19 protein-coding genes and 1 pseudogene are annotated in these 17,738 nt (G+C 72.3%); 9 read left to right on the top strand and 11 right to left on the bottom strand.

Going from position 1 to position 17,738, the window contains the following annotated elements; all coding sequences use genetic code 11:
• From aat to NYE39_RS00925, 4 genes are all read right to left on the bottom strand, one after another.
• A complete protein-coding gene (gene aat / locus NYE39_RS00940) occupies positions 1–744 on the bottom strand; it encodes a leucyl/phenylalanyl-tRNA--protein transferase (protein ID WP_084450481.1) in 744 nt (247 codons plus the stop codon).
• 17 nt (positions 745–761) lie between these two features.
• Positions 762–1,751, bottom strand: coding sequence for a carbohydrate kinase family protein (locus NYE39_RS00935; RefSeq protein WP_192911919.1), 990 nt, complete (start codon positions 1,749–1,751; stop codon positions 762–764).
• A 71-nt stretch (positions 1,752–1,822) separates the two neighbouring features.
• Positions 1,823–2,203: a HesB/IscA family protein gene (locus NYE39_RS00930; protein WP_072624396.1), complete on the bottom strand. Its 381-nt coding sequence runs from the start codon at positions 2,201–2,203 to the stop codon at positions 1,823–1,825.
• A gap of 117 nt (positions 2,204–2,320) precedes the next feature.
• Positions 2,321–3,487 (bottom strand): glycerate kinase family protein, encoded by a 1,167-nt coding sequence (locus NYE39_RS00925; protein WP_341011627.1) that lies wholly within the window; start codon positions 3,485–3,487, stop codon positions 2,321–2,323.
• A 40-nt stretch (positions 3,488–3,527) separates the two neighbouring features.
• Here NYE39_RS00925 and nadA point away from each other — a divergent pair, with 40 nt between their 5' ends.
• Positions 3,528–4,739: a quinolinate synthase NadA gene (gene nadA / locus NYE39_RS00920; protein WP_192911915.1), complete on the top strand. Its 1,212-nt coding sequence runs from the start codon at positions 3,528–3,530 to the stop codon at positions 4,737–4,739.
• Between the two features lie 126 nt (positions 4,740–4,865).
• The gene (locus NYE39_RS00915; RefSeq protein WP_341011626.1) at positions 4,866–5,528 is read left to right on the top strand and encodes a maleylpyruvate isomerase family mycothiol-dependent enzyme; all 663 of its coding nucleotides are present in this window, start codon (positions 4,866–4,868) and stop codon (positions 5,526–5,528) included.
• A 24-nt stretch (positions 5,529–5,552) separates the two neighbouring features.
• Here the strand turns inward: NYE39_RS00915 and NYE39_RS00910 are convergent, their stop codons facing one another.
• Both NYE39_RS00910 and NYE39_RS00905 read right to left on the bottom strand, forming a co-directional pair.
• Entirely contained in the window at positions 5,553–6,395 is an 843-nt protein-coding gene (locus NYE39_RS00910; RefSeq protein WP_341011625.1) for a phosphatidylinositol-specific phospholipase C/glycerophosphodiester phosphodiesterase family protein, read from the bottom strand.
• A 77-nt stretch (positions 6,396–6,472) separates the two neighbouring features.
• On the bottom strand, positions 6,473–7,513 hold the full coding sequence (locus tag NYE39_RS00905) for a glutathione S-transferase family protein (RefSeq protein WP_072624392.1): 1,041 nt from the start codon (positions 7,511–7,513) through the stop codon (positions 6,473–6,475).
• A gap of 35 nt (positions 7,514–7,548) precedes the next feature.
• On the opposite strand from NYE39_RS00905, the pseudogene NYE39_RS00900 reads away from it, so the two are divergent.
• Positions 7,549–7,953 (top strand): annotated as a pseudogene (locus NYE39_RS00900) (alcohol dehydrogenase catalytic domain-containing protein); the annotation flags it as partial.
• Positions 7,928–8,602 carry a zinc-binding dehydrogenase gene (locus NYE39_RS00895; RefSeq protein WP_083546059.1) on the top strand — a complete coding sequence of 225 codons (675 nt, stop codon included), beginning with the start codon at positions 7,928–7,930 and terminating at the stop codon, positions 8,600–8,602. The pseudogene NYE39_RS00900 and the gene NYE39_RS00895, both read left to right, overlap by 26 nt.
• On the opposite strand, the gene NYE39_RS00890 is transcribed toward NYE39_RS00895, so the two are convergent.
• Complete coding sequence (locus tag NYE39_RS00890) at positions 8,578–9,075, bottom strand: O-acetyl-ADP-ribose deacetylase (protein WP_072624391.1); 498 nt, start codon at positions 9,073–9,075, stop codon at positions 8,578–8,580. The two genes, NYE39_RS00895 and NYE39_RS00890, sit on opposite strands and share 25 nt — an antisense overlap.
• A 140-nt stretch (positions 9,076–9,215) precedes the next feature.
• Here NYE39_RS00890 and NYE39_RS00885 point away from each other — a divergent pair, with 140 nt between their 5' ends.
• Both NYE39_RS00885 and NYE39_RS00880 read left to right on the top strand, forming a co-directional pair.
• Positions 9,216–9,908, top strand: coding sequence for a helix-turn-helix domain-containing protein (locus tag NYE39_RS00885; protein WP_072624390.1), 693 nt, complete (start codon positions 9,216–9,218; stop codon positions 9,906–9,908).
• Complete coding sequence (locus tag NYE39_RS00880) at positions 9,905–10,627, top strand: hypothetical protein (protein ID WP_341011624.1); 723 nt, start codon at positions 9,905–9,907, stop codon at positions 10,625–10,627. Before NYE39_RS00885 ends, NYE39_RS00880 begins: the two co-directional genes overlap by 4 nt.
• A 27-nt stretch (positions 10,628–10,654) precedes the next feature.
• Here the strand turns inward: NYE39_RS00880 and NYE39_RS00875 are convergent, their stop codons facing one another.
• A complete protein-coding gene (locus NYE39_RS00875) occupies positions 10,655–11,251 on the bottom strand; it encodes a hypothetical protein (protein WP_072624388.1) in 597 nt (198 codons plus the stop codon).
• Between the two features lie 3 nt (positions 11,252–11,254).
• The gene (locus tag NYE39_RS00870) at positions 11,255–12,622 is read right to left on the bottom strand and encodes a dipeptidase (protein ID WP_185222042.1); all 1,368 of its coding nucleotides are present in this window, start codon (positions 12,620–12,622) and stop codon (positions 11,255–11,257) included.
• 65 nt (positions 12,623–12,687) lie between these two features.
• On the opposite strand from NYE39_RS00870, the gene NYE39_RS00865 reads away from it, so the two are divergent.
• Entirely contained in the window at positions 12,688–13,260 is a 573-nt protein-coding gene (locus tag NYE39_RS00865; RefSeq protein WP_072624386.1) for a DUF3043 domain-containing protein, read from the top strand.
• A gap of 9 nt (positions 13,261–13,269) precedes the next feature.
• Here the strand turns inward: NYE39_RS00865 and NYE39_RS00860 are convergent, their stop codons facing one another.
• Together NYE39_RS00860 and gcvT are read right to left on the bottom strand one after the other, a co-directional pair.
• On the bottom strand, positions 13,270–13,488 hold the full coding sequence (locus NYE39_RS00860; protein WP_341011623.1) for a hypothetical protein: 219 nt from the start codon (positions 13,486–13,488) through the stop codon (positions 13,270–13,272).
• Positions 13,485–14,591, bottom strand: a complete 1,107-nt coding sequence (gcvT, locus tag NYE39_RS00855; RefSeq protein WP_341011622.1) for a glycine cleavage system aminomethyltransferase GcvT — start codon at positions 14,589–14,591, stop codon at positions 13,485–13,487. The genes NYE39_RS00860 and gcvT overlap by 4 nt, the downstream gene beginning before the upstream one ends.
• 83 nt (positions 14,592–14,674) lie before the next feature.
• On the opposite strand from gcvT, the gene NYE39_RS00850 reads away from it, so the two are divergent.
• Together NYE39_RS00850 and lpdA are read left to right on the top strand one after the other, a co-directional pair.
• On the top strand, positions 14,675–16,162 hold the full coding sequence (locus NYE39_RS00850) for a leucyl aminopeptidase (RefSeq protein ID WP_341011621.1): 1,488 nt from the start codon (positions 14,675–14,677) through the stop codon (positions 16,160–16,162).
• Positions 16,163–16,300: 138 nt separating this feature from the next.
• Complete coding sequence (gene lpdA / locus NYE39_RS00845; protein WP_341011620.1) at positions 16,301–17,695, top strand: dihydrolipoyl dehydrogenase; 1,395 nt, start codon at positions 16,301–16,303, stop codon at positions 17,693–17,695.
• Positions 17,696–17,738: the final 43 nt, after the last annotated feature.

Raw genomic sequence — 17,738 nt, 5'->3', positions numbered from 1 at the left:
TCAGATGCTGCCCCGGACCATCGCCGCGAGGTCGAGCGCCGGCGCCTGCAGGGCGTGCTCGAGCCGCGTGAGGTACTCGCGGCGGTGGACCTCGACGACCCCGAGCGTGCCGAGGTGGGGCGTGCGCCACTGGACGTCGATGATCCGGCGGGGGTCCCCGTCGGCGCCGACGAGCCGGTCGAGCCCGACGAGCGCCGCCTTGGAGGCATCGGTGACGTGGTGGAACATCGACTCCCCCGCGAAGAGTCCGCCGATCGCCACGCCGTAGAGGCCACCGACGAGCGCCCCGTCGTCGTCGCGCACCTCGACGCTGTGCGCCCACCCGAGGGCGTGCAGCTCGGTGTAGGCGCTGCGGATCGCGTCGGTGATCCAGAAGCCGTCCCGGTCCGGGTCGGCGCAGGCGGCGAGCACACCGGCGAAGTCCTCGTCGACGGTCACGGTGAACCGGCGCAGCGAGCGGCGCAGCGACCGGCTCACGTGGACGGTGCCGGGCTCGAGCACGCCGCGCCATCGGGGGCACCACCACCCCATCGGCGGGGTCCCCCCTTCGCCCAGACCCATGGGGAAGATCCCGTGACGGTAGGCGGCGAGGAGGGAGGCGGGGTCGAGCCGACCGCCGACGCCGACGACCTCACCCACGTCACCGGGGGCGGTCTCGGCAGCCTGCAGCCCGGCGCGCAGGTACCCCTCCCACAGGGCCGAGGAGCCCGGCGGCTCGATGGGCGGAAAGGGGGCGGGGCTCATCGGCGCGACGAGTCGCGTCAGGGGCGCGGGCAGGTGATGCGCCCGGCGATGAGGTCGGCGCTCTCCTGCCCGTAGGCCTCGGCCAGGCGCTCGAGGAAGCGGCCGGTGCCGATCTCGTACTCCTGGGTGCCGATGGTCTCGATGACATAGGTCGCGAGCATCGAGCCGAGCTCGGCCGACTCCCGCAGGGGCAGACCCTCGGAGACACCGGTGAGGAAGCCGGCGCGGAAGGCGTCGCCGACGCCCGTCGGGTCGGCCTTGGTCACCTCGCGCGCAGCCGCGACGACGATCGGCTCGTCGAGGGCGCGCCCGGTGATGCGCACGCCGTCCTTGCCCAGGGTCGTCACGCGGTAGCCGACGCGGGAAGTGATCTCCTCGTCGCTCCACCCGGTCTTGCGCTCGGTGAGGTGCGACTCGTACTCGTTGGTGATGAGGTACTCGGCGCCGTCGATGAGGTCGCGGATCAGCTCGCCGTCGCCGAAGGCCAGCTGCTGGCTGGGGTCGGCGACGAAGGGGATGCCGCGGGTACGGCACTCGGCGGTGTGGCGGCGCATCGCCTCGGGGTCGTCGGCGCCCACGAGGACGAGGTCGAGCGCGCCGACCCGGGCGACGATGGGCGCGAGCTCGATCTCGCGGGCCTCGGACATCGCCCCGGCGTAGAAGGTCGCGATCTGCGCCATGTCGTCGTCGGTCGTGCAGACGAAGCGCGCGGTGTGCTGGGTCTCGGAGACGTGGACCGAGTCGCAGTCGACACCGTGGCGCTCGAGCCAGCTGCGGTAGTCGGCGAAGTCCTCACCGACGGCGCCGACGAGCACCGGCCGCTGGCCGAGGTTGGCCATGCCGAAGCAGATGTTGGCGGCGACCCCGCCGCGGCGGATCTCGAGCTTGTGCGCGAGGAAGCTGACCGAGATCTTGTCCAGCTGGTCGACGACCAGCGAGTCGGCGAAGCGACCCGAGAAGGTCATCAGGTGGTCGGTGGCGATGGATCCGGCGATGGCGATGGGCACCCGGCCACCCTACGACGAAGGGCCTCCCCGCCGGTCCGGCGGGAAGGCCCTGTGCGTCGCGAGAGCGTCGGTCAGCTGAAGCTGTCGCCGCAGGCGCAGGAGGAGCCGGCGTTGGGGTTGTCGATCGTGAAGCCCTGCTTTTCGATCGTGTCGGCGAAGTCGATGGTCGCGCCACCGAGGTAGGGAGCGCTCATCCGGTCGACGACGACCTCGACACCGCCGAAGTCGCGCACGAGGTCACCGTCGAGGGCGCGCTCGTCGAAGTACAGCTGGTAGATCAGGCCGGAGCAACCACCCGGCTGGACGCCGATGCGCAGGCGCAGGTCGTCGCGACCCTCCTGCTCGAGCAGCGACTTGACCTTGCCGGCGGCGACGTCGGTGAGGATGACGCCGTGGCTCTCGGCGGCGTCGGTGGTCTCGGGGGTGGTGGCCTGGGTGTCCTGGACGCTCATGCGATGTCCTCACGGCTCGGGGTCTCGATGGGTGACGGGGTCCGCCACGACGGGGTCGACACGGCTGGTGGGCTGGTTGTTCCCGTACGTCCACCATACGTCAGGGGCGAAGGGGGGTCACCGTCGCGGTGACCACGTGGCGGCCACCCGCTCGGCCCGGTCGGCGAGGGTGCCCACCGGGTCGGCCATGACCGGGGCGAGGTCGGCGTGCTTGTCCGCCACGGCGTAGCTACCCGCCAGGCCCATGGCCATGGCCTCGCGCCGCCCGATGAGGACCTGGCCGGCGAGCGCGACCGCGGGGGTGGCGTGGGCCGAGGCGAGCTCGGCGACCCCGGCGACGACCTTGCCCTGCAGGCTCTGCCAGTCGAGGCACCCCTCGCCGGTGATGACGAGGTCGGCGGCGGCGACGAGCCGCTCGAGACCGACGGCCGACAGCACGGTCTCGACCCCGCTCACCCGGCGACCGCCGAGGAGCAGCAGGGCGTAACCGACCCCGCCGGCGGCGCCGGCGCCGGGCTCTCGGTCGAGACGGCGCTCGCGTCCGGTGAGCAGGTCGGTGCCCGGGGGCAGCACCCGCCGGACGACGTCGGCGAAGTGCCCCAGCGCGCCCTCGAGGACCTGCGCCTCCTCGGGCGTGGCGCCCTTCTGCTCGGAGAAGACGGCGCTCGCGCCCTGCAGGCCGAGCAGCGGGGAGGCGACATCGGTCGCGGCGACGAGCTCGACCCCGGCGAAGCGCTCGCGCGCGGCGGCCAGCCCGGCGAGGTCCGGCTCACGGACGGCGATGAGACCCGCTCCCCCGCCACTCAGCGCCTCGCGCGGCCCGGCGCCGAGCGCCGCGAGCATGCCCGCGCCCGCGTCGTTGGTGCCCGACCCGCCGAGGCCGACGACGATGCGCTGCACGTCCTGGGCCAGGGCGGCGTCGAGCAGCTCGCCCAGCCCGTGCGTCGTGGTGACCCGAGGGTCACGCTCGGTCGCGTCGAGCAGGTGCAGGCCGATCGCCTGGGCCGACTCCACCCAGGCCGTGCGGGTCCCCCCTTCGTCGGTGGTGATGTGCAGGACCGCCGGTACGGAGCCGCCGCGGGGGCCGCTCACCGTGACGATCGTCGAGTCACCGGGGCGGCTGGTGGTGATGACGTCGAGGAAGCCGGGGCCACCGTCGGAGAGGGGCACGAGGGTCAGCAGGTCGTCGGGGGCACGCCGGCGCCAGCCGGTGGCCATCGCCTCGGCCGCCTGCGTGGCGGTGAGGGTGCCGGTGAAGCAGTCGGGCGCGATGAGCACGTGCACGCATGGACTCTACCGAGGCGCTCGGCGCCGCTGTGGGATCATGCCTGCCGTGAGCGCCCCGACGCAGTCCTCGCCGAAGCCCCTCTCCCTGCTCGTCCTCGGGCAGGGCACCGACCCGCACTCCGAGCGGGGCGTCGAGTGCCCGGGCGACCTGCCCGCGCCCTCCGACCCCGACCTCGTGGCGCGCGCTCGCGCGGCCAAGGAGGCACTGGGCGACCGGGTCTTCGTCCTCGGGCACCACTACCAGCGTGACGAGGTCATCGAGTTCGCCGACACGACCGGCGACTCCTTCAAGCTGGCCAAGGAGGCGGCAGCGCGGCCCGACGCGCCCTACATCGTCTTCTGCGGCGTGCACTTCATGGCCGAGTCGGCCGACATCCTCACCAGCGACGAGCAGACCGTCGTCCTGCCGGACCTCGCCGCCGGGTGCTCGATGGCCGACATGGCCGCCCTGCACCAGGTGCAGGAGTGCTGGGACGAACTCGTCGAGGCGGGCGTCGCCGAGTCGACGATCCCGGTGACCTACATGAACTCCTCCGCGGCGATCAAGAGCTTCACCGGGCGCCACGGCGGGACCATCTGCACCTCCTCCAACGCGCAGACCGCCCTGACCTGGGCCTTCGACCAGACGGGCGGGGTCGACGGCACCGGCAAGGTGCTCTTCCTGCCCGACCAGCACCTCGGCCGCAACACCTGGGCGCGCGACCTCGGCCGCGACCTCGACGACTGCGTCGTGTGGAACCCCCACCTGCCGATGGGCGGCCTGACGCCCGAGCAGATCCGCGACGCGCGGATGATCCTGTGGCGCGGGCACTGCTCGGTGCACGGCCGCTTCACCGTCGACGCCGTCGAGACCGCCCGCCGCGAGATCCCGGGGGTCAAGGTCATCGTCCACCCCGAGTGCCGCCACGAGGTCGTCGAGCTCGCCGACGAGGTCGGCTCCACCGAGCGGATCATCAAGGTGGTCTCGCAGGCCCCGGCGGGCACGAAGTGGGTCGTCGGCACCGAGCTCAACCTCGTCCAGCGCCTGGGGCAGATGTTCCCCGAGCAGCAGATCAGCTTCCTCGAGAAGAACGTCTGCTACTGCTCGACGATGAACCGCATCGACCTGCCCCACCTGGTCTGGGCGCTCGAGTCGCTCGTCGAGGGCCGCGTCGTCAACCCGATCTCGGTCGACCCCGACGTCGCCCACTGGGCCAAGGTCGCGCTCGACCAGATGCTCGCGCTGCCGGGCGAGACGTCGAAGGACTGAGGCGGCTCCGGCGTCACATCGGCCCCACGATTTCCGGGTCACCCGAGAAACCCTCTCTTCGCAGGAGTTCCAAACCCTTGCGAAGGGAGGGTTTCTCTTGTCGAGTGCCCCTGACAGGCTGGGCCGGTGGACGACGCCCAGCTCCTCGCCCGGACCGCCGACAACCGGCGGCTCTTCGCCGATGTCCTCGACTCCCTCGGTGAGGGCCACGCTCGCGACGCCACGCTGTGCACCGACTGGGACGTGCGCACCCTCGCCGGACACATGCTGCAGCCTGTGCACGTGCCGTCGTGGCGCTTCCTGCTGACGGCCGCCCGGCACCGGTCGATGGCTCGCGCCTGCGACGTGCACGCGGCCCGGCTCGGTGACCGTCCGCTCGCGCAGATCGCGGCCGAGCTGCGGCACCCCGCTCGCACCGGGTCGAAGCCCTGGTACATCGGCTGGGCCGGCCCCTTCACCGACTCGTGCATCCACCTGCGTGACCTCGCCGAGCCGCAGGGTCTGGACGCCACCGTCCCCCTGGAGCACTGGCAGGCGGCTCTGGGGATCATCGTCTCCCCGCGCGGCCGCGAGTCCTTCGTCCCGACGCCGGGGCTCCTCGACGGCCTGCGGTGGGAGGCCACCGACACCGACTGGGTCCACGACCCCACGGACGAAGGGGGCGACCCCGGCCCCACGGTCACCGGCACCTCCGAGGCGCTCGCCATGGTCATGAGCGGCCGGCCGGCCTACCTCGACCGGATCGGCGGGGACGGGGCCGCGACGGTACGCGAGCGCCTGGGCGGCTGACCTCCCCTTCGCCCGCGCCGGCCGTTACTCCTGCGCGAGGAACTCCTGCAGGCCCTCGAGGTCGTCGGTGTTGATGTGGTCGACGCCGGCGTCGCGCAGCTCACGCCACAGGTTGGTGCGGGCCTCGCCGGCGATGTCATTGGTCGCCCAGAAGCGCACCCGGTAGCCGTCGCGGTGCGCCCCGGCGACGTAGTCGTGCAACCGCTCGCGCTCGGCCGCGGGCATCTCGCCGACGCCCTGCCAGGTGAACAGCTTCGTCCAGTTGTCGCTGACGAGCGGCATGAGGGCGGCGTCGGTGCCCGAGTCGAGGTCGGTGGAGCGCCCGTCGTAGAAGGAGTAGCGCGTCGTCGCCGCCTCCATCTCGGCCCGGGGGCGGTTGCCGCTGATGACGGCCTCGACGGCGCGGTCCTTGACCTTGCCACGGTGGACGCGGGTGAAGATCCGCGAGTGCTCGGCGAGCTCGGCCTCGACGGCCCGCCACGTCGCCGGTCCTTCGCTCTTGATGTCGATGAGCAGCTGGACGTCGCCGCCGTAGCCCGGGTAGATCTCCTTGCCGTTCGGCGAGGCGATCTCGGTCAGCGGGTCGAGGTAGGCCTCCTCGAGCGTCGGCGCGTCGGCGACCTCCCACGAGTCGTGGGCGACGCGCAGCTCGCCGTCGACGAGCCAGACATCGGCCTCCACCGAGGTGAAGCCCTGCTCGAGCGCGTCGAGCAGCGGGCGCTCGTGCTCGTAGTCGTTGTGCGCGTGGGCCTGCGGCAGTGGCGTGCCCAGCTCGACGGGTGCCGGTGCGGCGAGCGCCGTGCCGGTAGGCAGGGCGAGGGCGAGGGTGGCGGCTGTGACGGCCAGGGCGCGGGAGGTGGCGATCATGGCCCCACCCTCGCGAGCCGGGGTGTCCACCAGCCGCCCGGGCGGTGAACCACCGACCAACGCCGCGTCTCCAGCGGTCAGGCGGAGCGGACCATCCCGGTCTCGTCGAGCAGGGGGTTGTGCGCGACGGGAACCCGCTCCCCTTCGCTCGGCGGGCCGGGGGGCGTGGCCCCCGGGGCGAAGGGGGATCCGCCCAGCTCCTCGCGACCGTGCGGCTCCAGCCAGTTGGCCAGGTCCGGGCCCGCGGGCACGATCCCCGTCGGGTTGATGTCCCGGTGGACCTCGTAGTAGTGGCTCTTGATGTGCACGAAGTCGGTCGTGTCACCGAAGCCGGGCGTCGTGAAGAGGTCGCGGGCATAGGCCCACAGGACCGGCATCTCCGACAGCTTGGAGCGATTGGCCTTGAAGTGGCCGTGGTAGACGGGGTCGAAGCGCGCCAGGGTCGTGAAGAGGCGCACGTCGGCCTCGGTGATGTGCTCGCCCATGAGGTAGCGGCGGGTCGACAGCCGCTCCTCGAGCCAGTCCATCGCGGTCCACAGCCGGTCGTAGGCGGCCTCGTAGGCGGCCTGGTCGCCGGAGAAGCCGCAGCGGTACACGCCGTTGTTGACCTCGGTGTAGACCCGCTTGTTGACGACCGCCATCTCCTCGCGCAGGTGCTCGGGCCACAGGTCGGGAGCCCCCTCGCGGTGGTGCTCGCGCCACTGGGTCGAGAAGTCCTCGGTGATCTGCGGGAAGTTGTTGGTCACGACCTGGCCGCTCGGCACGTCGACCATCGCGGGGACGGTGATCCCCTTCGGGTAGTCGGGGAAGCGCGCGAGGTAGGCGTCCTTGATCCGCGGGATCTGCAGGACCGGGTCGAGGTGGCCGGGGTCGAGGTCGAAGGTCCAGCTGTCGGCGTCGTGGGTCGGGCCGGTGATGCCCATCGAGATGACGTCCTCGAGGCCGAGGAGGCGGCGCACGATGATCGCGCGGTTGGCCCACGGGCAGGCCCGGGAGACGACGAGGCGGTAGCGCCCCGGCTCGACCGGCCAGTCGCTCGACCCGTCCGAGGTGATCCGGTCCTCGATGTAGGTCGTGTCGCGGGTGAATTCCTTCTCGACGTAGCTGCCCTGTGTCATGCCACCACTTTAGTTGAAAGTTGAACTTATTTCCAGTGGTAACCGGGGGCCTCCCCCCATGGCGCACCTCCCCCGTCGCTCGCCATGGTGGTTCCGTGCGAGCAGCGACCCGTTCACGGTACGGCGGACCCGACGTCCTCCGCCACAAGACGATCCCCGACCCCACCCCCGGCCCGGGCGAGCTGCTCGTCCGGGTCCACGCGACGACGGTCAACCGGACGGACACCGCCTACCGCTCCGGCCGGCCGTGGATCAACCGGCTCGTCTGCGGGTGGCCGCGACCGCGGGTGACGGTGCTCGGATCCGAGTACTCCGGGGTGGTCGAGGCCCTCGGCGAGGGCGTCCACGGGTGGGACGAGGGCGAGCGCGTCGCGGGCTTCGTCGACGGCCGACCGGGCGCGTACGCCGAGCTGGTTGCGGTCCCGGCCAACGGCCTGGTGCTGCGGGTGCCTGACGACCTCGACCTCGAGGCGGCGGCCGGCACCGCCGAGGGCGGGCACTACGCGCACGCCTGCCTGCGGGTCACGCACCTGCGCCCCGGCGACCGGGCCCTCGTCCACGGCGCCACCGGAGCCATCGGGACGACCCTCGTCCAGCTCCTCCGGGCGAAGGGAGCCGACGTCACCGCGGTCTGCGACCGCCTCCCCCCGGACCGCCTCGACCTGCTCACCGCCCTGGGCGCACCACGTCGTCGACCTGTCGGTCGAGGGTCTGGCCGCGGCGGGCACGGACTTCGCGGCGGTCTTCGACGCGACGGGGCACCTCCCCTTCGCCGTGGCCCGGCCGATGCTGCGAGCCGGCGGGAGCTACGTCTCGTCCGACCCCGGCGGCCTCGCCCTGCTCCTCGCCGCCGCCTCCCCCGTCACGCGGCGGCTGGGTCGGCGGCACGTGCGCTTCCCCTACCCCCGCGCGACGACCGAGGTGGCCGCCGACCTCGAGCGACTCCTCGCTAGCAGCGCGTACCGGCCGGTCGTCGATCGCACCTACCGCTTCGACGAGCTGTGCGCGGCCCACACCCACGTCGACACCGGTCGCAAGGTCGGCTCGGTCGTCGTCAGGGCACCTCAGGCCAAGCGCGCTGCCACCTGATCGAAGGCGGCCTCGTCGAAGGCGACGACCCGCACCTCCTCGACCGTGGTCCGCGCGGCCCTGATCGTCTCGACGGCAGCCGCGATCGCGTCGTCCTTGGGCCAGCCGTAGACACCGGCGCTGATGAGCGGGAAGGCCACCGAGCGCGCGCCCAGCTCGTCGGCAACCTCGAGGCTGCGCCGGTAGCAGGAGGTGAGGAGGGACCGGTCGCGTTGTCCCGCTGCGTGGTTGGGCCCGACCGTGTGGATGACCCAGCGCGAAGGGAGGTTCCCCGCGGTCGTCCACCCGGCGTCACCCGTCGCCAGGCCGTCGGGGAAGCGGGAGATGCAGTCCTCGAGGATCGCCGGGCCTCCCGCACGATGGATCGCACCGTCGACTCCCCCGCCCCCGCGCATGGCGGTGTTGGCGGCGTTGACGATCGCGTCGACCTGCTGGGTCGTGATGTCTCCCTGCACTGCGGTGAGCGTCGGCATGGGGCCAGTCTCCACCCGCTGAAGACCCGTGGAGATGTGGCGAGGTACGGGCGGAGGAGCGGGGACGAACTGCTTGGTCCCCACCAGCGGGGACGAACGCACCCTTGCCATAACCCTTCCCTAGCCGGAATACTTGTGGCATGGAGTTGGATGACTACGTCCCGGTGGCCATGGCGGCGCGGCACCTCGGCCTGTCCGACCGTCGCGTCCGGCAGCTCATCGAGTCCGGCGCCCTGCCCGCCCGGAGGATGGGACACGCGCTCCTCGTCCCCGCGTCGGCCGTGGCGTCGATGAAGGTCCACCAGTCTCGTCGCCGCAGGCCCCTGTCCCCACGGTCGGCCGCGACCCTCCTCGGCGCTCTCGACGAGCTCCTCGGAGCTCCCTCTCCGTTTCTCGACGCTGCCATCGATCGCGATCGCTCACGGGCGCGGGCCCGCGCCCGCCAACTCGTCGACGATCCTGAAGCCATGGCGCTCCTGCGCGCTTGGATCCCACCTGGGGGTCGGCGTCTGGCTCTGGTCCACCTCGGATCCCCGGAAGCAGTTGCCGATGATCCGGGAGTGGCCGTGACGGGCATCAGTCACCCGTTGTCGGGGATGGCACCCGCAGGTGAGTTCGAGGGCCACGTCGCCCCCACCGAGGTCGACGACGTCGTGGCACGCCACCGGCTGGTGCCACCACCGACCGGTCAGCCGGCCAACGTCGTCCTCCATGTCGATGAGGCACCCGTGACCCCCGCCCGAGTGCTCCTCGCCCTGGCCGACTGGGCCTCGCCGCGAGAGGACGAACAAGCACTCCGGATGCTCCGCGGTGCGGCTGGCAGCGACTCATGACCGCCCTCGTCGTCGCGCCCACCCTCCTGCGCGCGCATGAGCAGTCGTGGCACACCCTGCTGGAGCTGGCGCGGCGAGTTCCCGGCGGCTGGACGGTGATCGGAGGACAGATGATCCACCTCCACGTGTGGGAGCGAGGCGGCATCACGGCGAGGCCCACCGACGACGGCGACGCCGGGTTGGATGTGCGTGCCGATCCGGGTGTGGCTCGAAGAGTGACCGGTGCCCTCGCCGACATGGGTTTTTCTCCCCGCACCACGTCCCCCGACGGGCCACAAGTTCGGTGGACCAGGGGCGAAGCCACTGTCGACGTACTCGTCCCCGCCGCGACAGGAGCCGAGCGGCTGGATGTCGCTGGACGTCCCATCCTCGCGTCCCACGGGGTCCAGCAGGCCCTGGACCGCACGACCACTGTGACGCTTCGCGTGGGCACCGTCGAGGGCGCCGTTCCTCGACCGAGACTGGTGGGTTGCTTGGTCAGCAAGGCCGCGGCACTCGCCAACGACGACCCGCGACCAGCGCGACACCTCCACGACCTCGCCGTGCTGTTGCATCTGCTGCGGTCTCGCGATCTTGACCTCGACCCCCTGACACCACGCGACGTGCATCATCTGCACCCGGCTCTTCGGCGCTTGGACGATCCCTTCTCGGGCGTCAGCCTCACGCCAGATGCACGCGTGGCGATCGCGGTGCTCCGACAGGCTGCGCCCGGACCGTAGGGGCACTCCGTCGGACGATCCGGCGACTCACCCCCAGGCCTCCGCGTTGGCCATCACCGCGACGACCTCGTCGACCTCGCGCTGCCAGACCTCCTCGGGCACCGGCGGCAGGATGTCGTCCCACTCGACGGCGAAGGAGCCGATGACCTGCGGCAGGCGCGCCGGCCGGACCATCGCGAGGGTGTGCAGGTGGGCACTCCCGTCGCCCCACTTGCCAAGGTGGACGCGACCGGCGTTGGGCAGGGCGAGCATCGCGTTGTGCAGGCGGTGCACGAGCCGCCCCCACTCCCCCGCGAGGTCCTCGTCCATGTCGCCGAAGTCCATGTGCTCGCGGGTCTGCAACCACAACGCCAGCAGACCGCCGCGCCCCTCGCGATCGGCCGAGAGCACCCAGCGCTCGTTGCTCCAGACCACCCCCTCGTCGGGGTGGTCGCAGCGCCAGCAGTCGCGGCCCCCTTCGCCGTCGCGGACGCGGTCGACGTCGGTGGGCGGGTCGAGCTCCTTGGCCACGATCCGACTACCGTCGGCCACCCATGGGAAGGCCGGCCACTCCACGAAACCCAGGTCGGGGACATCCGTCCGCGCTCTGGTCAGCTCGTAGATCTCCTCCGCGCTCTGCGGCACGGGTCAGCCCCGTGGCATCGCGCCGAGGCGGGCGAGCAGCAGCGCCTCGGCGACGCACACCTTCTCGAACTCACCGAGGTGCAGCGACTCGTTGGCCCCGTGGGCGCGGGTGTCGGGGTCCTCGACACCGGTGACGAGGATCGCGGCGTCGGGGAAGCGCTCCGCAAATGCCTGGACGAAGGGGATGGAACCGCCGATGCCCACGTCGACCGGGTCGGTGCCCCAGGCGTCGGCGAAGGCCGCCCGAGCCTGGTCGTAGACCGGCCCCTGCGCATCGGCCGCGAAGCCCCAGCCCTGCTCGTCGAGCTCGACCTCGACGGTCGCACCCCACGGGGCGTGCTCCTGCAGGTGGCGCTGCAGCGCCTCCCACGCCTCGGCCGGGTCCTGGGTCGGGTTGAGCCGCAGGTTGATCTTGGCGCGGGCGCTCGCGGCGAGGACATTGCCCGCCTCGTCGACGGCGGGCGCGTCGATGCCGATGACCACGGCGGCCGGCTTGGTCCACAGCCGCGAGGGGATCGAGCCGGTGCCGATGAGCTCGGTGGCGTCGAGCAGCCCCGACTCCTCGCGCAGCCGCGCCTCGTCGTAGTCGATCTCGGGCGCGTCCTCGTGGACGAGCCCCTCGATCGCGACGTCACCCTGGTCGTCGTGCAGGGTCGCCATGAGCCGGCACAGCGAGGTGATCGCGTCGGGGCAGGCGCCGCCGAACATGCCGGAGTGCACGCCGTGGTCGAGGGTGCGCACGGTGACGACGGCGCGAAGGGAGCCGCGCAGGGTCGTCGTGAGCGCGGGCGTGCCGATGGCCCAGTTGAGCGAGTCCGCGAGGACGATCGCATCAGAGGTCAGGCGGTCGCCATGACGCTCGAGCAGCCGCGGCAGCGACTCGCTGGCGATCTCCTCCTCGCCCTCGACGAAGATCGTCACACCGACCGGCAGGTTGCCCGAGTGGGCGCGCAGCGCGGCGACGTGCGCCATGACGCCTGCCTTGTCGTCGGCGGCGCCGCGGCCGTAGAGGCGACCATCGCGCTCGACCGGCTCGAAGGGGTCGGAGTCCCAGTCGTCGAGGTCACCGGGCGGCTGCACGTCGTGGTGCGCGTAGAGCAGCACGGTCGGCGCGCCCTCGGGGCCGTCGACGTGCCCGATGACGGCGGGGCGTCCCCCTTCGCTCACGATCTCGACGTCGAGGCCCTCCGCGCGCAACAGCTCGGCGGTGCGCTCGGCGGAGGCCTGGACATGGGCCTGGTCGAAGGAGTCGAGGCTGACGCTCGGGATCCGGGTGAGGTCCTCGAGGTCGGCGCGCACCTGCGGCATCAGCTCGCGCACGCGGGCGCGCAGGGTCTCGATCTGGTCTGCGGTGAGGGTGGTGTCGGTCACGCGGCAGACGCTATCGCGGACGACCGGCTCCGACCCACCGGCGCGGTGCACCTAGAGTTCTCCTCGTGTTCGGACGCAAGAAGGACGAGAAGCCCGCCTCCCCGGTGCAGGAGCGCCCCCACCGCGAGGGCGCCAAGAACCGGCCCACGCCCAAGCGGCGTGACCAGGAGGCGGCACGCAAGCGTCCCCTCGTCACCAACGACCGCAAGGCGGCCAAGAGCGCCGACCGCGAGGCCCGTCGTGAGGCCTCGATGAAGATGCGCGAGGCCATGGTCACCGGCGACGACCGGCACCTGCCCGCGCGCGACAAGGGGCCCGTGCGGCGCTTCGTCCGCGACAGCGTCGACGTGCGCTTCAACCTCGGCGAGCTGCTCCTGCCGCTGATGCTCGCGGTGCTCGTGCTCAGCCTCTTCGCCGGGACCTGGGCGACCTACGTCTTCCTCAGCGTCTACGTCCTCATCCTCATCGCCGTCGTCGACGTGTGGCTGCTGTGGCGCCGCACCAAGGCCAAGATCCTCGAGCGCTTCGGCGCCGACACCCCGCTGCGCGGCCTGGGCATGTACCAGAGCATGCGGGCCTTCCAGATGCGCCGCACGCGCATGCCCAAGCCGCAGGTCGAGCGCGGCGCGAGCCTCTGAGGCCCTCGCTCAGTCGGCCGACAGCGGCATCGGCCCGTAGACGACCTCGGCCTCGCGCAGCAGGCTGACCTGGGCCACGCCCGCGTCGGCGAGGTCCTGCCAGGACTCGGTGAACCACGCCTCGGCGTCGGCCTGCGTCGGGAAGGGCACCGAGTGCTCGGACGCCAGCGGCTGCCCCGCCTCGTCCTCGAGGCGCCAGCGGTAGGTCTCGGTGAACTCCTCGCTCATGACTTGACCTGCACCTCGACGAAGGGGGGCTTGGTCACCGTGGCAGCGACCTCGCGGCCGCGCACGTCGATGACGACCTCGTCACCCTCGGCGACCGACCGCTCGAGCAGCGCGAGCGCGATGCCCTGCTTGAGCGTCGGGCTGAAGGTGCCGGAGGTGACCTCACCGACCTCGGCGCCGTCGACGAGCACCGCGCAGTGGCTGCGCGGGATCCCGCGGCCGGTGACGAGCAGGCCACGCAGCAGGCGCGAGGACTTGGCCACGCGCTGGGCGACGAGCGCGTCCTTGCCCCAGAAGGACTCCTTGTCCCACCCGACGGCCCACGCCGAACGCGCCATGACCGGCGTGATCTCGGGCGACAGGTCGTTGCCGTGGAGTGGGTAGCCCATCTCGGTGCGCAGGGTGTCGCGGGCACCGAGGCCGCAGGGCAGCCCGTCGAAGGGAGCCATGGCCTCGACGAGCGCGTCCCACAGCTCCAGGCCGGCGGCGGCCGGGGCGACGAGCTCGTAGCCGCGCTCGCCGGTGTAGCCGGTGCGGCAGACTGTGATGTCGTGCCCCTGCCACTGGGCGTCGTCGTAGGACATGTAGTCGTGGTCGACGGGCAGCCCCATCGACGTGAGCACCTCGTCGCTCTGGGGCCCCTGGACGGCGAGCACGACGTAGTCCTCGTGCAGGTCGGTGACCTCGACGCCCTCGGGCGCGGCCTCCTGGAGCATCGCGACGACGGTCGCGGTGTTGGCGGCGTTGGGGATGAGGAAGACGTCGTCGTCGCTGCGCAGGTAGGCGATGAGGTCGTCGACGACACCACCGGACTCGTTGCAGCACAACGTGTACTGCGCCTTGCCCGGGCCGATCCGACCGAGGTCGTTGGTCAGCGTGGAGTTGACCAGCTCGGCCGCGCCGGTGCCGGAGACCCGGGCCTTGCCCAGGTGGCTGACGTCGAAGATGCCGACCCGCTCGCGCACGGCCGTGTGCTCGGCGACGACCCCACCGCCGGGGTACTCGATGGGCATCTCCCAGCCCCCGAAGTCGGCCATCTTGGCGTTGAGCGCGACGTGGCGCTCGTGGATCGGTGAGGTGCGCAGGGGGTCACTGGCGGTCATGGCCCAGACGCTACCGTCTCGGCATCCGGGATAGCCTGCCCGTGGTACATCCACCGTCCTCCCGCCCGAAAGGTGCCCTTCACGTGCCCTCGCTGATCCTCGGTTCCCGTTCCCTCGCCGCCTGGTCCGGCCGCACCCTCGTCCTGGGTGTCACCGGCTCGCAGCCGACCGCCGTCGCGAGCGCGGACCTGCCGAAGTCCGCCGCAGCGCACCTGGAGGCGGTCCTGCCGGCTCTCGAGGTGAGCACCACGGTCGGCGCCACCACCACGATCCCCGCGGTCCCCGCCCTCAAGGCCACCAAGGTCGTGCTCGTCGGGCTGGGCGAGGAGCAGGGCGAAGGGGGGACCGACTCCCTTCGCCGTGCCGCCGGCTCCGCCGTCCGCGCCGCGGGCCAGGGCTCCGTCGCCATCGCCCTCCCCCACGACGACGACGCCGACCTGGCCGCCATCGGCGAGGGCGCGCTGGCCGGTGACTACACCTTCACCGCGCACAAGTCCGCGACGGGCGAGCAGGAGGAGCGGGAGATCACCGTCTTCTCCTCGCTCGACCGCAAGCCCGCCCCCAAGGAGGTCCTCGAGACGGCCGCGACCATCGCGCGCAACGTCGCCTGGGCCCGCGACCTCGTCAACACCGCGCCCAACCTGCTCTACCCGCAGTCCTTCACCGAGCAGGTGCAGCAGGTGGCCAAGGCCTCCTCCGGCAAGCTCAAGGTCGAGGTGCTCGACGACAAGGCGCTCGTCGAGGGCGGCTTCGGCGGCATCGTCGGCGTCGGCCAGGGCAGCAGCCGCCCGCCGCGCATCGTCACCCTCTCCTACAGCCCGCGCGGCAAGAAGCCGCACGTCGCGCTCGTCGGCAAGGGCATCACCTTCGACACCGGCGGCGTGTGCATCAAGCCCTCCGCCAGCATGGCGACGATGAAGTCCGACATGGCCGGCGCCGCCGCCGTCGCCGCGACCGTCGTCGCCGCCGCCGAGCTCGAGCTCGACGTCGCGGTCACCGGCTACCTCTGCCTCGCCGAGAACATGCCCGGCGGCAACGCACAGCGCCCCGGTGACGTCGTCACCATGCGCAACGGCATGACCGTCGAGATCCTCGACACCGACGCCGAGGGCCGCATGGTCCTCGCCGACGGCATGTCCCTGGCCGCCGAGTCCGGCCCCGACCAGATCCTCGACGTCGCCACCCTCACCGGCGCCTGCGTCGTCGCCCTCGGCCCGCACATCTTCGGTGTCATGGGCAACGACGAGGAGCTGCGCACGGCGATCACCGAGGCGGCCGACCGCGCCGACGAGCCGAGCTGGCCGCTCCCGCTGCCGATGGCCCTGCGCGCCGGCCTCGACTCCCCCACCGCCGACATCGCCCACAAGGGCGACCGCATGGGCGGCGCCCTCACCGCGGGCCTGTTCCTGCAGGAGTTCGCCAAGGACGCCGACGGCGAGCTGATCCCCTGGGCCCACCTCGACATCGCCGGCCCCTCCTTCAACGAGGGCGGCGCGACCGGCCACCTGCCCAAGGGGGCCACCGGCGTCGCCGTCGGCACCCTCCTGGAGCACCTCGCCAACCTCGCCTGACGCGTCTCAAAGGGCCCGCCCGCCGCAGCCACGGGGGCTGGGGGCCCAGGCCCCGCGGCTGCCGACGTGGCCATGCGGACCCCTTACGCTGGGGCCGGTCCGTGACCCCGGACACACCCCCGTGCAAAGGAGCATCTCGTGGCAGACCCCGCGACCTCGACCCCCTTCGACCTCGTGATCCTCGGAGCCGGCAGCGGCGGCTATGCCTGCGCCCTGCGCGCCGCCCAGCTCGGGATGAAGGTTGCGCTGGTCGAGGAGGACAAGATCGGCGGGACCTGCCTGCACCGCGGGTGCATCCCGACCAAGGCGCTGCTGCACGCGGCCGAGCTGGCCGACGGCGCCCGCGCCGGGGCGGCGCACGGGATCCTCACGAGCTTCGAGGGCATCGACACCGCGGCCCTGCACGCCCGCAAGGACAAGGTCGTCGGTCAGCTGTACAAGGGCCTGACGGGTCTCATCGGGCAGGCCGGCATCGAGGTCGTCGCCGGTCGCGGCCGACTCGTCGACGCCTCCACGATCGCGGTCGAGACCGCCGAGGGCGTCCGGACGGTCAGCGCGAAGACCGTGGTGCTGGCGACCGGTTCGTACGCTCGCACCCTCCCGGGCGTCGAGCTCGGCCCCCGCGTGATGACGAGCGACCAGGCGATGAACCTCGAGACGATCCCGCAGCGCGTCGCGGTCCTCGGCGGTGGCGTCATCGGCGTCGAGTTCGCGTCGATGCTGCGCAGCTTCGGCGCCGAGGTGACGGTCGTCGAGGCGCTCGACCGGATCGTCGCTGCCGAGGAGCCGTCGATCTCCAAGCACCTGACGCGTGAGTTCAACAAGCGCGGCATCACCGCGAAGACGTCCACCCGGGTCGCCTCCGTCGAGGCCGACGACGAGGGCGCCGTGGTCCACCTCGAGGGCGGCGACGCGCTCGAGGTCGACCTCGTCCTCGTCGCCGTGGGGCGGGGCCCGCGCAGTGAGGGCCTCGGCTTCGAGGAGACGGGGGTGACCGTCGACCGTGGCTTCGTGCCGACGGACGAGCGGCTGCGGACCAGCGTCGAGGGCGTGCGTGCCGTCGGCGACCTCGTGCCGGGGCTGCAGCTGGCCCACCGCGGCTTCGCCCACGGCATCCTCGTCGCCGAGGACCTCGCCGGGCTCGACCCGGCGCCGGTCGACGACGTGACGATCCCCAAGGTGACCTACTGCGACCCCGAGATCGCCTCCGTCGGGCTGGGGACGGACGCGGCGAAGGGGGCCGGTCACGACGTCGAGACCGTCACCTATCCCTTGGGCGGCAACGGCCGCAGCATCATCCGGGGCACGACCGGGTCCGTAACCCTCGTGCGGGCCAAGGACGGTCCGGTGCTCGGCGTGCACATGGTCGGGCTCGGTGTGAGCGAGCTGATCAGCGAGGCCCAGCTGGCCGTCGGGTGGGAGGCCCACCCCGAGGACATCGCCCCCCTGGTCCACGCCCACCCGAGCCAGGGCGAGGCCTTCGGCGAGGCGGCCATGCTTGCTGCCGGGCGGCCGCTGCACGCGCACGCCTGACCCCGCGAGGGCGGCGGCGCGTCGGACGCATCCCGACGCCCGC

This window comes from Janibacter sp. FSL W8-0316 (assembly GCF_038004165.1).
GTDB classification, from domain to species: domain Bacteria; phylum Actinomycetota; class Actinomycetes; order Actinomycetales; family Dermatophilaceae; genus Janibacter; species Janibacter indicus.
The sequence above is the reverse complement of the archived record's forward strand: the minus strand, read 5'-3'. Positions and strand labels throughout refer to the sequence as shown.

Bases quoted from the DNA above. Each gene is read 5' to 3' on its own strand.
- NYE39_RS00910 (WP_341011625.1), bottom strand. From the start codon at position 6,395: ATGATCGCCACCTCCCGCGCCCTGGCCGTCACAGCCGCCACCCTCGCC.
- NYE39_RS00890 (WP_072624391.1), bottom strand. From the start codon at position 9,075: ATGCCGACGCTCACCGCAGTGCAGGGAGACATCACGACCCAGCAGGTC.
- NYE39_RS00885 (WP_072624390.1), top strand. From the start codon at position 9,216: ATGGAGTTGGATGACTACGTCCCGGTGGCCATGGCGGCGCGGCACCTC.
- aat (WP_084450481.1), bottom strand. From the start codon at position 744: ATGAGCCCCGCCCCCTTTCCGCCCATCGAGCCGCCGGGCTCCTCGGCC.
- gcvT (WP_341011622.1), bottom strand. From the start codon at position 14,591: ATGACCGCCAGTGACCCCCTGCGCACCTCACCGATCCACGAGCGCCAC.
- NYE39_RS00860 (WP_341011623.1), bottom strand. From the start codon at position 13,488: ATGAGCGAGGAGTTCACCGAGACCTACCGCTGGCGCCTCGAGGACGAG.
- nadA (WP_192911915.1), top strand. From the start codon at position 3,528: ATGCCTGCCGTGAGCGCCCCGACGCAGTCCTCGCCGAAGCCCCTCTCC.
- NYE39_RS00930 (WP_072624396.1), bottom strand. From the start codon at position 2,203: ATGAGCGTCCAGGACACCCAGGCCACCACCCCCGAGACCACCGACGCC.
- NYE39_RS00905 (WP_072624392.1), bottom strand. From the start codon at position 7,513: ATGACACAGGGCAGCTACGTCGAGAAGGAATTCACCCGCGACACGACC.
- NYE39_RS00880 (WP_341011624.1), top strand. From the start codon at position 9,905: ATGACCGCCCTCGTCGTCGCGCCCACCCTCCTGCGCGCGCATGAGCAG.